This window comes from Kitasatospora sp. NPDC057904, from assembly GCF_042887925.1.
Classification (GTDB): domain Bacteria; phylum Actinomycetota; class Actinomycetes; order Streptomycetales; family Streptomycetaceae; genus Kitasatospora.
Map to the genome: position 1 here is coordinate 71,399 of NZ_JBHVOL010000025.1, position 14,067 is coordinate 85,465.

The window sequence follows — 14,067 nt, forward strand, 5'->3', positions numbered from 1 at the left end:
CGCTCGGGCGTGCGGTTCCGGCCGGGCAGCCCGAGGTTTGCGCGGCGGCGTATCGGCCGCGTGTAGGTCTCCGTAAAGTGGGAGCGTGCCGAAGATCCGAGCGGCCACGGTGGCCGAGCATCGCCAGCTGCAGCGGGCAGCTCTCCTCGACGCTGCCCGCGTCCTGCTCACCGAGGGGGGCATGGAGGCGCTGACCTTCCCCGCCCTCGCGGCGCGGACCGGGCTCGCGCGCTCCTCGGTCTACGAGTACTTCCGCTCCCGCGCCGCGGTGGTCGAGGCGCTGTGCGAGATGGACTTCCCGCTCTGGGCGGCCGAGATCGAGGCCGGGATGGAGAGCTGCGACACGGCGGCCGGCCGCATCGAGGCCTACGTCCGGGGACAGCTGGCGCTCGCCGCCGATCCGCGCCACCGGGCGGTCGTGGCGATCTCGGCGCTGGAGCTCGACGAGGCCGCGCGCGAGCGGATCCGGGCGGCGCACGGGAAGCTGGTCGGCCTGGTCACCCTGGCCCTGGAAGAGCTTGGCCACACTCAGCCGAGGCTCACCGCGGCGCTGCTCCAGGGGGTCGTCGAGGCGGCCGTCCGCCATGGCGAGCAACTGGCGGCGGCAGGAGCCGCGGTCGGTGGCCTCGCCGAGAGCCCCGAGCAGATCGCCGACGCCGCCGTCGCGATGGCCCTGCACGGTCTCTCCCGCGGCTGAACCGCCGGATCCTTCGCGGCTGAGCCGCCGATCGGCACAGGTCGCCCCGGTCGAGGCGAGGCGCCCGTCGGCGAACCCGTCGGCAGCAGCCGCGCCGCGCCCGCGCCGAACAGGGCGAGCGGGTCGAGGTAGCGGTCGCCGCGCAGCAGACCCCAGTGCAGGCAGCCCCGCCCGGCACAGTGCCGCCCCTCTCCGGCGAGCGGGGCGAGCGGGGCCAGCCGCCCGATCACCTGCCCGGCGCCGACCGTGCCGCCCACGGGCACAGTGCCGGTGACGGGGAGATAGGTGGTCCGCAGGGCGGGAGCCCCCGAGCCGGGGTGCGTCACCGTCACCACCGGGCGGCCCGCGACCAGCCCGGAGAACGTGACCACTCCCGGAGCCGCAGCCCTGATCTCCGCTGCCGCCGGGGCGGCCAGGTCCACGCCGCGGTGCCCGGCGGACCACGGCTTCGCCGGTGCCACGAACCGCCCGAGCACCCCGCCGGGCCCACCCACCGGCCATGCCCGTCCAGGCGCCGGTCCGGCAGAGATGCCGCCCCCGGAGTCACCCGGGCCCGAATGCCCCGCCACGGCAAGAGACCCAAGACCGCGCGCGGCCGCAGCACCCGCCAGGACGAGCGCCATCACAACGCACAGCACCACGAACAGCACCGAGAATGCCGCCGACGAAGCCGGCAAAGCCGACAAAGTCGACGACATCCCCCGAACCCCACCACGACCAGTCATGCGCCCGAGCGTCCAGGCCGCGAAGCGCCCACACCACCCCCTTCGGGATTCCTGTGGACAAACCGTCCCCGCGAACGCGCGGTATCCCCCGAATGGGTGTACGGACGCCGTCATCCGGTGTACAAGCGCTTCCCGGCGGCCCCGCGGACCCACCGTCGCGAACGTCGTAGCGAACGTCGTGGCGACGGCACTCCGACCAGAATCCGACCACACTCCGACCGCGCTCCGGCCCGCGCCGGGGGCGCCCGTGCCGCCGGGCGGCCGCCCGTCCGCGGCCCCTCCGCCACCTGCGGAGTCGCCCCCCACTCGGCGCTTCCCGTACACTTCACACGCGACCCGGTCCGCCGGGTCGACTTCGCACGCCCCGCCACCGGTGGACGGATGCGGCTCGGCCGCCGCCCCCGCCAGGTGCGAGTGCCGCTCGGTCCGCCGAGCCCGCCCCGGTCCCCGACCTAGCGGGTTCAAGCGGCTCGGCACGTTCGGGGCGTCAGGCGTGGCTGTCACCTGACCGCCACGGACAAACCGAGCCTGACCCGGCCGTACACGCAGTCACCCGAACGGGGAGCGCCATCGCGCGAGCCCCGGGACGGCCTGCGCGGCAGCCGGGCCGTAACACCTGAGGAGAACGGCTATGGCCGTCGTCACGATGCGGGAGCTGCTGGAGAGCGGCGTCCACTTCGGTCACCAGACCCGCCGCTGGAACCCGAAGATGAAGCGCTTCATCATCACCGAGCGCAACGGCATCTACATCATCGACCTCCTGCAGTCGCTGAACTACATCGACCGCGCCTTCGAGTTCATCAAGGAGACCGTTGCCCACGGCGGCAGCGTCCTCTTCGTCGGCACGAAGAAGCAGGCCCAGGAGGCCATCGCCGAGCAGGCCACCCGCGTGGGCATGCCCTACGTGAACCAGCGCTGGCTCGGCGGCATGCTGACCAACTTCTCGACCGTCTACAAGCGTCTGCAGCGCCTCAAGGAGCTCGGCGAGCTGGACTTCTCGGACGTGGCCGGCTCCGGCCTCACCAAGAAGGAGCTCCTGGTCCTCCAGCGCGAGCACGACAAGCTGGAGAAGACCCTCGGCGGTATCCGTGACATGCAGCGCGTTCCCAGCGCCGTGTGGATCGTGGACACCAAGAAGGAGCACATCGCGGTCGGCGAGGCCCGGAAGCTCAACATCCCGGTCGTCGCCATCCTCGACACCAACTGCGACCCCGACGAGGTCGACTACAAGATCCCGGGCAACGACGACGCGATCCGCTCCGTCACCCTGCTGACCCGCGTGATCGCCGACGCCGTCGCCGAGGGCCTCAAGTCCCGCGCCGGTGTCGCCAAGGGCGACGCCAAGGCCGAGCCGGGTGCCGACCAGCCGCTGGCCGACTGGGAGAAGGACCTCATCGAGGGCGAGAAGAAGGCCGAGGAGGCCCCCGCCGCCGCCGAGGCTCCTGTCGCTGAGGCCCCTGCCGCCGAGGCCCCGGCCGCCGAGGCTCCGGCCGAGCAGGCCTGACGTACCAAGGGTGAGGGGCACTCGCCGGTACGACGCCGGTAGGTGCCCCTCTCTCCCGTGCCGGGACCGGACAACGGTCCCGGCACATCCCCACGCAGACACGCGAGACGCGAGAAGAGATTCACACCATGGCGAACTTCACCGCCGCGGACGTCAAGAAGCTCCGTGAGCTCACCGGCGCCGGCATGATGGACTGCAAGAAGGCCCTGGACGAGGCCGAGGGCAACGTCGAGAAGGCCGTCGAGCTCCTGCGCATCAAGGGCCAGAAGGGCGTCGCCAAGCGCGAGGGCCGTGACGCCTCCAACGGCGCCGTCGCCGCGCTGATCGCCGAGGACAAGAAGTCCGGCGTGCTGGTCGAGCTCAACTGCGAGACCGACTTCGTCGCCAAGGGTGACAACTTCGTCAAGGTCGCCGACGCGATCGCCGCCCACGTGGCCAAGACCGCCCCGGCCGACCTGGACGCCGCCCTGGCTTCCGAGATCGAGGCCGGCAAGACCGTCCAGCAGTTCGTCGACGAGGCCAACGCGACCCTGGGCGAGAAGATCGTCTTCCGTCGCTTCGCCCAGTTCGACGGTGACGGCTTCGTCGCGGTCTACCTCCACAAGACCAGCCCCGACCTGCCGCCGGCCGTCGGCGTCCTGGTCGAGCTGGACAAGGAGAACGCCGAGGTCGCCAAGGACGTCGCGCAGCACATCGCCGCCTTCGCGCCGAAGTACCTGTCCCGCGAGGACATCCCGGCCGAGGACATCGAGAACGAGCGTCGCGTCGCCGAGGCCACCGCTCGCGAGGAGGGCAAGCCGGAGGCCGCCCTGCCGAAGATCGTCGAGGGTCGCGTCACCGGCTTCGTGAAGGAGAACTCCGTCCTGGAGCAGGCCTTCGCGAAGGACAACAAGAAGTCCGTTGCCAAGGTCCTCGAGGAGAACGGCGTCGCCCTCAAGCGCTTCGCCCGCTTCCGCGTCGGCGCCTGAGCCACGTTCCCCCTGGTCCCCGGCGCGCTTACGCTGGGAACCGCCCCCGCCCGCTGACCCGGGCGGGAGGAACGCCGAACGGGCTCACCCAGCGACAACCGCCACGGGCGGGCCGCGTCGGCACCATGAACGACGAGGAGGCCATTGCCGTGCAGGACACCGAACCGGTTCCCGCGGCAGTGGCCTCCTCGCGTGTACGCGCAGACCGGGCACCCGCACACCCGCGTCTGTGAACCAAGTAGGTGCAGAAGGAGAAGTCCCATGCAGGAGACGCAGGAGACCGCGCAGGACCCCAAGGACGGCTCGCGCCGCCGGGTGCTGCTGAAGCTGTCCGGTGAAGCCTTCGCCGGTGGCGGCGGGCTCGGCGTCGACCCGGACGTCGTGCACGCGATCGCCCGGGAGATCGCCACGGTCGTGCGCGCCGGCACCGAGGTCGCCGTGGTCATCGGCGGCGGCAACTTCTTCCGCGGCGCGGAGCTGCAGGTCCGTGGCATGGACCGGGCCCGGTCCGACTACATGGGCATGCTCGGCACCGTGATGAACTGTCTCGCGCTCCAGGACTTCCTGGTCAAGGAGGGCATCGAGACCCGCGTCCAGACCGCGATCACGATGGGCCAGGTCGCCGAGCCGTACCTGCCGCTGCGGGCCGTCCGGCACCTGGAGAAGGGCCGCGTGGTGATCTTCGGCGCCGGTATGGGCATGCCGTACTTCTCCACCGACACCACGGCCGTCCAGCGGGCGCTGGAGATCCACGCGGACGTCCTGCTGATGGGCAAGAACGGCGTGGACGGCGTCTACGACTCCGACCCGCGGACCAACCCGGACGCGGTCAAGTTCGACGCGCTGGAGTACTCCGAGGTCATCGCCCGCGACCTGAAGGTCGCCGACCTCACCGCCATCACGCTGTGCAAGGACAACAACCTCCCGATGCTGGTGTTCGAGCTGCTCGCGGAGGGCAATATCGCGCGCGCGGTGAAGAGTGAGAAGATCGGCACACTCATCAGCCAGGATTCCGTCCGGGCCTGAGCAGCAACCAGCCGTACGGGACGGCGTCGGCGCCGTGACCGGGCGCCACGCCGACACCGGTCGGGACAACAGCAGATGAACCGGACAGGGAGACCACAGTGATCGAAGAGACCCTCCTCGAGGCCGAGGAGAAGATGGAGAAGGCCGTCCTCGTCGCCAAGGACGACCTCGCGGCCATCCGCACCGGCCGTGCCCACCCGGCGATGTTCGCCAAGATCGTCGCCGAGTACTACGGCGCCGTGACCCCCATCAACCAGCTGGCCTCGTTCTCGGTGCCGGAGCCCCGGATGGCGGTCGTCTCGCCGTTCGACAAGACCGCGCTGAAGGCCATCGAGCAGGCCATCCGCGACTCCGACCTGGGCGTCAACCCCTCGAACGACGGCTCCATCATCCGGGTGGTGCTGCCCGAGCTCACCGAGGAGCGTCGCCGGGAGTTCATCAAGATCGCCCGCACCAAGGGCGAGGACGCCAAGGTCTCGATCCGCGCCGTGCGCCGCAAGGCCAAGGACGGCATCGACAAGCTGGTCAAGGACGGCGAGGTCGGCGAGGACGAGGGCCGCCGCGCCGAGAAGGAGCTCGACGACACCACGGCCAAGTACGTGGCCCAGGTCGACGAGCTGCTCAAGCACAAGGAAGCCGAGCTGCTCGAAGTCTGATGAACGACGCCCCTGACGCCCCTGGCTACTGGGGCCCATCCGACCAGCAGTTCCAGCCCTACCGCCCGGCGCCGCAGCCGCAGGCCCCCCGGCAGCCGTCGCACGCGGCGCCCGGGTACGCCGATCCCACGGCGCCGGGGTACGGCGATCCCGCCGCACCGGGCCCGCAGGTCGCCCAGGGTGCGCCCGGCGCCGTCCCGGGCGACCAGGGCGGCCGAACGGGTCACGCGTCGCAGCCCCCGGTGTACTGGGGCCCCGACGCGGAGGAGACTCAGGTCATGCCTCCCGTACCGGCCGACCCGGTCCCGCCCGTCGGCCCCGGCCTGCCCGGCGGTCCGGCCGCGGGCCCGGCGGCCGGTGCGCACCCCTCGGCCCGCCAGGACGCGGGCCAGACGCGGGAGGCGGGCCGGCTGAGCGGTCCGCTGTTCCGGGACGAGCATCCCGCTGCGGCGGTGCCGGGCGCGTCGGAGACCGTCGTGCTGCGCGCGATGACCGATGACGTCGCCCCCGCCCCCGGCCACGGCGCTCCGCCGTACCCGGGGGCTCCGGTGCACCCCGCGCCTCCGTCGAGCCACCCGGCGGCCGGGCATCCCCCCTTCGTGCCGTCGTCCCACCCAGGGCAGGAGACGCCCGTGGCCCAGCCCGAGCCGCAGCCCCAGCCCCGCAAGCAGCGCGGCGGCCGTAACCTCCAGGCCGCGATAGGGGTCGGGGTCGGTCTCGGCGCGGTGATCATCGCCTCGCTGTTCGTGGTGAAGGCGCTGTTCCTCGTCGTCGTGATGGCCGCGGCGTCGGTCGGCGTCTGGGAGCTGACGAGCCGGCTGTCCGAGCGCAAGCAGATCAAGGCGCCGCTGGTCCCGCTGGTCGCGGGCGGCATCGCGATGATCGCCACCGGCTACTGGGCCGGGGTCCAGTGGGCCGCGGCCTCGCTCGCGCTGACCGGGCTCGCGGTGATGGTCTGGCGAATGGCCGAGCCGCCGGACAACTACCTGCGGGACATAACGGCGGGCGTGTTCACCGCCTTCTACGTGCCGTTCCTCGCGACCTTCGTGGCGATGATGCTGGCGGCCGACGACGGCCCCCAGCGGATCGTGCTCTTCCTGATCGTCACGATCTGCAGCGACACCGGCGCCTACGCGGTGGGCTACAAGTTCGGGAAGAACAAGCTGGCCCCGACGATCAGCCCGGGCAAGACCCGCGAGGGCCTGGCGGGCGGCATCGGCCTGTCGATGCTGGCCGGCGCCCTGCTGATGCAGCTGATCATCGACGGCGGCAGCTGGTGGCAGGGCCTGATCCTGGGCGGCTGCGCGGCCGTCACCGCGACCCTGGGCGACCTGGGCGAGTCGATGATCAAGCGCGACCTCGGCATCAAGGACATGGGCACGCTGCTGCCCGGCCACGGCGGGATCATGGACCGGCTGGACTCGCTCCTGCCGACCGCCCCGGTGGTCTGGCTGCTGCTCGCCGCCTTCGTCGGCAGCTAGCGCACCCACGCACGCGCGCGAGGGCCCCGGACGTCCCGACGTCCGGGGCCCTCGCGCGTCTGCGACACTGGAACAACCATGCCTAAGCCCGGAGAACTCACGTTTGTCGCGCCGCGCGGCGCCAAGCCCCCGCGACACCTCGCCGACCTCAGCCCCGCCGAGCGCAAGGAGGCCGTCGCCGAGCTGGGCGAGCAGCCGTTCCGCGCCAAGCAGCTGTCGAACCACTACTTCGGCCGGCTGTCGAACGACCCGGCGGGCTGGACGGACATCCCCGCCGCCAGCCGGGAGAAGCTGACCGGGAGCCTGCTGCCCGAGCTGATGTCGGTGGTCCGGCACGTCTCCTGCGACGACGACGCGACCCGCAAGACGCTGTGGAAGCTGTTCGACGGCACGCTCGTCGAGTCGGTGCTGATGCGCTACCCCGACCGGGTGACCATGTGCATCAGCTCGCAGGCCGGTTGCGGCATGAACTGCCCGTTCTGTGCGACCGGCCAGGCCGGTCTGACCCGCAACCTGTCCACCGCCGAGATCGTCGAGCAGATCGCCGCCGGGATGCGCGCGCTCAGGGTCGGCGAGTTCGGGGCGCGATCGGGCTCGTCCGCCGAGGACGGGAGCGGCCCCGGCAGCGAGGCGCGGCTGTCCAACGTCGTCTTCATGGGGATGGGCGAGCCGCTCGCCAACTACAACCGGGTGCTGGCCGCGATCCGCCGGCTGACCGACCCGGCGCCGGACGGCTTCGGCCTGTCCCAGCGCGGCATCACCGTCTCCACCGTCGGCCTCGTCCCGGCGATGAACCGCTTCGCCGACGAGGGCCTCAGCTGCCGCCTCGCGCTGTCGCTGCACGCCCCGGACGACGAACTGCGCGACGAGCTGGTGCCGGTGAACACCCGGTGGAAGGTCGCCGAGGTGCTGGACGCGGCGTGGAACTACGCGGAGAAGTCCGGCCGCCGGGTCTCCATCGAGTACGCGCTGATCAAGGACATCAACGACCAGGCGTGGCGGGCGGACCTGCTCGGCCGGCTGATCAAGAACCACCGGGTGCACGTCAACCTGATCCCGCTGAACCCGACGCCGGGTTCGAAGTGGACCGCCTCCCGGCCCGAGGACGAGCGCGAGTTCGTCCGCCGGCTGCAGTCGCACGGCGTGCCGACGACCGTCCGCGACACCCGCGGCCAGGAGATCGACGGCGCCTGCGGCCAGCTCGCGGCCGCAGGCTGAGGACGCCCGGGACCGGGGACTAGCGGAGTCCGGCGGCGGCCAGTGCGGCCGTCGCCCCGCCGGTGACCAGCAGGGCCGTGCCGACGGCCAGCGTGCGCAGGGCGACCGCGCCGAACAGCAGCCGGGGCGAGGTGCCGAGGCGCAGCAGCGCGTCGGTGACGTCCCGGCGGTCGGTGCGGACCTCGGCGAGGCGGGCGGCCACGGCCGCGGCCGCGCAGCCGAGGACCAGGCAGGCCTCGACGGCGGGCAGGGCGTCGGCGCTGCCGGGGGTGCCGATCCAGTAGCGGATGGTGGTGAGCACCATCGCGACGACGAGGGTGAGCACGGCCAGCGGCGCGCCGAGGCGGCGGGCCTGTGCGGTGAGTCCGCGGCCGGCCAGCAGGCGCAGCGGGGTGGGCCGGCCGAGGGCGAGCAGGCGACCGGTCCAGCCGAGCAGCGGGCCGGTGATCAGGGCGAGGCCGAGGGCGCTCGCGGCCCAGCCGCCGAGCGCGGCGACGCTGGTGCTGCCGAGTCCGGCGGGCAGGTGGACCGGGCGGCCGTCGGCGGGGGCGCCGGGCCGCAGGGCGATCAGTTCGAGGGCGAGGCCGACCACGGCCAGGCCGATCGGCACGGCGACCCGCAGCGGCCCGAAGCCGGTGGGGGTGGTGCGGCGGCCGCCGGGCAGGGTCTCGGCGAAGGGCACCGCGCAGGCCGCGGCGATGCCGGCGGTGATCGGCACGAGCGCGAGCAGGGTGAGCGGGGCGGCGGCCGGCAGCGGCACGCCCATGCCGAGGTCGGGGGCGAGCGAGGGCCCGGCGATGTCGTTGCGCAGGACCAGGAAGACGAGCAGGGTGAGCACGCTGCCGAGGGTGCAGGCGAGGGCGACCTCGCCGGCGATCAGGCCGCGGATCCGGCCGGAGCCGGCCCCGGCGGCGGTGAGGCCGGTGATCCGTTCGGGCCGCTGGGCGGGGACCGCGCGGGCGGCGACGGCGGCGAACCAGGCCACGGCGGCCAGCGGGGGCAGGCACCACAGCAGCCGCACGAGCGCGTCGGCGTCGCCGGGCCGGTCGCTCATCGCCCGGCCGAGGGCGCGTAGCAGGAAGGCGGCGACCACCGCGGAGGCGAGGGCGGTGAGCAGCCAGCGGCCGAGGTCGGGCACCCGGTAGCCCCGGGCCAGGCGGAGATAGAACACGTCGACTCTTTCAGCGGCTCGTCGTCAGCGGCGGGTGGCCGAGACGGCCGAGGCGCCGGTGGTGCCCGGTGCGGCGGGGCCGCGCGGGACGGGGGCGGCGGGGGCGGTGAGCCGTCCGTCGACGAGGGCGACGGCGCGGTCCGCGAACCGGACGAGCTCCGGGTCGTGCGTGGCCAGGACGAGGGTGAGCTGGTGGGAGCGGGCCGCGCTGGTCAGTATCCGCAGGACCTGGTCGGCGGCCTCGCGGTGGAGCGGCGCGGTGGGGTCGTCGGCGAAGACGACGGGCGGCAGCGGGGCGAGCGCGCGGGCGACGGCGATCCGCTGGCGCTGGCTCTGCAGCAGCCGGTCGGGGCGGTGGCGGGCGATGTCGCCGACGTCGAGGCGCTCCAGCCACTCGGAGGCGGCGGTGTAGGCGGCCTTGTTGCCGGCGCCGGCGAGCAGGAGCGGCAGGGCGACGTTCTCCCGGGCGGTCAGTTCGGGCACCAGGTGGGGTTCGGAGCCGACGAAGCCGAAGCGGTCGCGGCGCAGCCGTTCGCGGCCGGCCCGGGTGAGGGTGTGCACGGGGGCGCTGTTGAACCAGACCTCGCCCTGGTCGACCGGGAGTTGGGCGGAGAGGCAGCCGAGCAGGGTGCTCTTGCCGGAGCCGCGGGGTCCGGTGACGGCGAGGACCTCGCCCTCGCGGACGCCGATCGAGATGCCGCGCAGGGCGGGGGTGCCGTGATGGGACTTGACGATCCCCCGGGCCCACAGCACGTCGTTGTCAGGCGGTGCCGCTGACATGAGGTTCCATCCTGGATGGCCGCAGGGATATGACAGTCGTCAGATTAGAACGACGGGGACCCCGCGCGGTTGCGGCGCACTGGGCCATCGCGGGCATATCACCCGCAATCAGGCATGTTTGGGTGCGAACGCCGACCGGAAACGACCGGATCGGCACCGGAACGCACCGAAGGGCGGCCCCGCGGGAGCGGGGCCGCCCTTCGGCGGAGGGTGGGAAAGAGGATCAGCTGATCAGAGCTTCGCCCACGCGTCGGTGAGGCTGGTCCGCAGGATCTGCTCGATCTCGTCGAAGGTCGACTGGTCGGAGATCAGCGGCGGGGCCAGCTGGACGACCGGGTCGCCACGGTCGTCGGCGCGGCAGTACAGGCCGTTGTCGAAGAGCGCCTTCGACAGGAAGCCGTAGAGCACGCGCTCGGTCTCCTCGTCGTTGAAGGACTCCTTGGTGACCTTGTCCTTGACGAGCTCGATGCCGTAGAAGTACCCGTTGCCGCGGACGTCGCCGACGATCGGCAGGTCGCGCAGCTTGCTCAGGGTGCCCAGGAAGCGCGACTCGTTGTCCAGCACGTGCTGGTTCAGGCCCTCGCGCTCGAAGATGTCGAGGTTGGCCAGCGCCACGGCGGACGACACCGGGTGACCGGCGAAGGTGTAACCGTGCAGGAAGGTGTTGTCGCCCTTGTAGAACGGCTCGGCGATGCGGTCGGAGATGATCGTCGCGCCGATCGGGGAGTAGCCCGAGGTCATGCCCTTGGCGCAGGTGATCATGTCCGGCACGTAGCCGAACTTGTCGGCGCCGAACATGGTGCCGAGGCGGCCGAAGGCGCAGATAACCTCGTCCGAGACCAGCAGCACGTCGTGGCGGTCGCAGATCTCGCGCAGGCGCTGGAAGTAGCCGGGCGGCGGCGGGAAGCAGCCGCCGGCGTTCTGCACCGGCTCGACGAACACGGCGGCGACGGTGTCGGCGCCCTCGAAGAGGATGGCCTCCTCGACCTGGTCGGCGCACCAGCGGCCGTACGCCTCGGGGTCGACGGTGCCGTCGGGGCCCTCCAGGTAGTGCGGGGCGCGGTAGATGTTGGTGTTCGGGGCCTTGTGGGTGCCCGGCACCAGCGGCTCGAACGGGGCCTTCAGGCCCGGCAGGCCGGTGATCGACAGGGCGCCCTGGGGGGTGCCGTGGTAGGCGATCGCGCGGGAGATGACCTTGTACTTGGTCGGCTTGCCGATCAGCTTGAAGTACTGCTTGGCGAGCTTCCAGGCGGTCTCGACGGCCTCGCCGCCGCCGGTGGAGAAGAAGACCTTGTTCAGGTCGCCCGGGGCGTAGTTGGCGAGGCGCTCGGCCAGTTCGACGGCCTTGGGGTGCGCGTAGCTCCAGATCGGGAAGAACGCGAGTTCCTTGGCCTGCTTGGCGGCCACCTCGGCGAGCTCGGTGCGGCCGTGACCGGCCTGCACGACGAACAGGCCGGCCAGGCCGTCGATGTACTTCCGGCCCTTGTCGTCCCAGATGTACGTGCCCTCGCCCTTGACGATGGTCGGTACGGGGGAGTTCTCGTACGACGACATGCGGGTGAAGTGCATCCACAGGTGGTCGTAGGCGGTCTTGGAAAGGTCCTTCTGGGCCGGGTCGGCTGTCATCGGGTGCCCCAGGTGTAGGTCTGTTTCCGGAGCTTCAGGTAAACGAAACTCTCGGTGCTCCGCACGCCGGGAAGCGCGCGGATGCGCTTGTTGATCATTTCGAGCAGGTGCTCGTCGTCCTCGCAGACCAGTTCGGCCAGGAGGTCGAACGAGCCGGCGGTGCAGACGACGTAGTCGACCTCGTCGAGGGCGGCCAGCGCGTCGGCGACGGGTTCGATGTCGCCCTCGACCCGGATCCCGACCATCGCCTGGCGGGTGAAGCCGACGGTGAGCGGGTCGGTGACGGCGACGATCTGCATCACGCCCTGGTCGAGCAGCTTCTGCACGCGCTGGCGCACGGCCGCCTCGGACAGGCCGACGGCCTTGCCGATGGCGGCGTACGGGCGGCGCCCGTCCTCCTGGAGCTGCTCGATGATCGCCTTGGAGGCGGCGTCGAGGGGAACGCTGGCGTTCCGGTCGCGGTTGGCCACGCCGCAACTGTGCCTGATCGTTCCCGTGTTCGCAACCGTGGAAACTGCTGATTTCGTCGCGATCTCAGAAATCGCGTACGGATTTCATCGTCCGAGTGCGTCGGGGCTGTCGATCCCCTCCGTGTTCCGGCTACCCTGGCACGGTACGCGCGCGGCGACGCAGCGCAGCGCGCGTTCCCCCACCAGTGGACCGCGGCCGTCCGGGCCCGGCCACTCGGCACCCTTCGTACGCCGCGGCCGCGGACGTACCATGGCGCCGGACTCTGCAACGCCGCAGGACCAGACCGAGGAGAGACCCCGTGAGCGACCTTCGCACGCTGCGCAACTACATCAACGGTGAGTTCGTCGACGCGGCCGACGGCCGCACGCTCGACATCGTCGACCCGACGACCGGCGAGGTCTACGCGACGTCCCCGCTGTCCGGTGCAGCGGACGTCGACGCCGCGATGGCCTCGGCCGCCGCCGCCTTCCCGGTCTGGCGCGACGCCACCCCGAGCACCCGCCAGAAGCTGCTCCTGAAGATCGCCGACGCCGTCGAGGCGCGCGCCGACGAGATCGTCGACGCCGAGGTGCGCAACACCGGCAAGCCCCGCGCGCTGACCCTCTCCGAGGAGATCGGCCCGATGGTGGACCAGATCCGCTTCTTCGCCGGCGCCGCGCGCCTGCTGGAGGGCAAGGCCGCCGGTGAGTACATGGACGGGATGACCTCGATCATCCGCCGCGAGCCGGTCGGCGTCTGCGCCCAGGTCGCGCCGTGGAACTACCCGATGATGATGGCCGTCTGGAAGTTCGCCCCGGCGATCGCCGCGGGCAACGCCGTCGTGCTGAAGCCCTCGGACACCACCCCGGCCTCCACCGTGCTGCTGGCCGAGATCATCGGCGGCATCCTCAAGGACCTGGAGCTGCCGGCCGGCGTCTTCAACGTCATCTGCGGCGACCGCGAGACCGGCAAGCTGATGGTCGAGCACCGCACCCCGGCGATGGCCTCCATCACCGGTTCGGTCCGGGCCGGCATCCAGGTCGCCGAGTCGGCCTCCAAGGACGTCAAGCGCGTGCACCTGGAGCTGGGCGGCAAGGCCCCGGTCGTGGTGTTCGAGGACGCCGACATCGCCGAGGCCGTCGAGGGCATCTCGGTGGCGGGCTTCTTCAACGCCGGCCAGGACTGCACCGCGGCCACCCGCGTGCTGGTGCACGACTCGATCCACGACGCCTTCGTCGAGGCGCTGGCCAAGGCCGCGGCCGAGACCAAGACCGGCGGCGTGGACGACGAGGACGTGCTGTACGGCCCGCTGAACAACGCCAACCAGCTGAAGCAGGTGGCCGGCTTCATCGAGCGGCTGCCCGCCCACGCCAAGGTCGAGACCGGTGGCCACCGGGTCGGCGAGCAGGGCTACTTCTACGCCCCGACCGTCGTCTCCGGCCTCAAGCAGGACGACGAGATCATCCAGAACGAGGTCTTCGGCCCGGTCATCACCGTGCAGCGGTTCACCGACGAGGACCAGGCCGTCGAGTACGCCAACGGCGTCGAGTTCGCGCTGGCGTCCTCGGTGTGGACCAAGGACCACGCCCGCGCCATGCGGATGTCGCGCCGCCTGGACTTCGGCTGCGTGTGGATCAACACCCACATCCCGCTGGTCGCCGAGATGCCGCACGGCGGCTTCAAGAAGTCCGGCTACGGCAAGGACCTCTCGGCCTACGGCTTCGAGGACTACACCCGGGTGAAGCACGTCATGACTGCCATCTGA

Annotated in this window: 12 protein-coding genes and 1 pseudogene; 8 read left to right on the forward strand and 5 right to left on the reverse strand. The window is 71.8% G+C overall.

What is annotated here, in order from left to right; all coding sequences use genetic code 11:
- The first annotated feature begins 109 nt into the window (after window positions 1-109).
- The gene (locus ACFVSN_RS38230; protein WP_380504579.1) at window positions 110-697 is read left to right on the forward strand and encodes a TetR/AcrR family transcriptional regulator; all 588 of its coding nucleotides are present in this window, start codon (window positions 110-112) and stop codon (window positions 695-697) included.
- Window positions 698-828: 131 nt separating this feature from the next.
- Here the strand turns inward: ACFVSN_RS38230 and ACFVSN_RS38235 are convergent.
- A pseudogene (locus ACFVSN_RS38235) lies at window positions 829-1,536 on the reverse strand (peptidoglycan DD-metalloendopeptidase family protein); the annotation flags it as partial.
- A gap of 517 nt (window positions 1,537-2,053) precedes the next feature.
- Here ACFVSN_RS38235 and rpsB point away from each other — a divergent pair.
- From rpsB to rlmN, 6 genes are all read left to right on the forward strand, one after another.
- Window positions 2,054-2,926, forward strand: coding sequence for a 30S ribosomal protein S2 (gene rpsB / locus ACFVSN_RS38240; protein ID WP_380504548.1), 873 nt, complete (start codon window positions 2,054-2,056; stop codon window positions 2,924-2,926).
- Window positions 2,927-3,054: 128 nt separating this feature from the next.
- Window positions 3,055-3,894: a translation elongation factor Ts gene (tsf, locus tag ACFVSN_RS38245; RefSeq protein WP_280685338.1), complete on the forward strand. Its 840-nt coding sequence runs from the start codon at window positions 3,055-3,057 to the stop codon at window positions 3,892-3,894.
- Window positions 3,895-4,155: 261 nt separating this feature from the next.
- Entirely contained in the window at window positions 4,156-4,920 is a 765-nt protein-coding gene (gene pyrH, locus ACFVSN_RS38250; protein WP_189923573.1) for a UMP kinase, read from the forward strand.
- 98 nt (window positions 4,921-5,018) lie between these two features.
- Window positions 5,019-5,576, forward strand: coding sequence for a ribosome recycling factor (frr, locus tag ACFVSN_RS38255; protein WP_380443880.1), 558 nt, complete (start codon window positions 5,019-5,021; stop codon window positions 5,574-5,576).
- A 278-nt stretch (window positions 5,577-5,854) separates the two neighbouring features.
- Complete coding sequence (locus ACFVSN_RS38260; RefSeq protein WP_387957985.1) at window positions 5,855-7,057, forward strand: phosphatidate cytidylyltransferase; 1,203 nt, start codon at window positions 5,855-5,857, stop codon at window positions 7,055-7,057.
- Between the two features lie 78 nt (window positions 7,058-7,135).
- Window positions 7,136-8,275 (forward strand): 23S rRNA (adenine(2503)-C(2))-methyltransferase RlmN, encoded by a 1,140-nt coding sequence (gene rlmN, locus ACFVSN_RS38265; RefSeq protein ID WP_380499315.1) that lies wholly within the window; start codon window positions 7,136-7,138, stop codon window positions 8,273-8,275.
- Between the two features lie 19 nt (window positions 8,276-8,294).
- On the opposite strand, the gene ACFVSN_RS38270 is transcribed toward rlmN, so the two are convergent.
- The 4 genes from ACFVSN_RS38270 to ACFVSN_RS38285 form a co-directional block, all read right to left on the reverse strand.
- Entirely contained in the window at window positions 8,295-9,446 is a 1,152-nt protein-coding gene (locus tag ACFVSN_RS38270) for a hypothetical protein (RefSeq protein ID WP_380443886.1), read from the reverse strand.
- Between the two features lie 24 nt (window positions 9,447-9,470).
- A complete protein-coding gene (locus ACFVSN_RS38275; RefSeq protein WP_380443888.1) occupies window positions 9,471-10,226 on the reverse strand; it encodes an ABC transporter ATP-binding protein in 756 nt (251 codons plus the stop codon).
- A gap of 231 nt (window positions 10,227-10,457) precedes the next feature.
- On the reverse strand, window positions 10,458-11,852 hold the full coding sequence (locus tag ACFVSN_RS38280) for an aspartate aminotransferase family protein (RefSeq protein WP_380443890.1): 1,395 nt from the start codon (window positions 11,850-11,852) through the stop codon (window positions 10,458-10,460).
- Window positions 11,849-12,322: an Lrp/AsnC family transcriptional regulator gene (locus tag ACFVSN_RS38285; protein ID WP_030306695.1), complete on the reverse strand. Its 474-nt coding sequence runs from the start codon at window positions 12,320-12,322 to the stop codon at window positions 11,849-11,851. The genes ACFVSN_RS38280 and ACFVSN_RS38285 overlap by 4 nt, the downstream gene beginning before the upstream one ends.
- Before the next feature lie 299 nt (window positions 12,323-12,621).
- On the opposite strand from ACFVSN_RS38285, the gene ACFVSN_RS38290 reads away from it, so the two are divergent.
- Window positions 12,622-14,067, forward strand: a complete 1,446-nt coding sequence (locus tag ACFVSN_RS38290) for a gamma-aminobutyraldehyde dehydrogenase (RefSeq protein WP_380443892.1) — start codon at window positions 12,622-12,624, stop codon at window positions 14,065-14,067.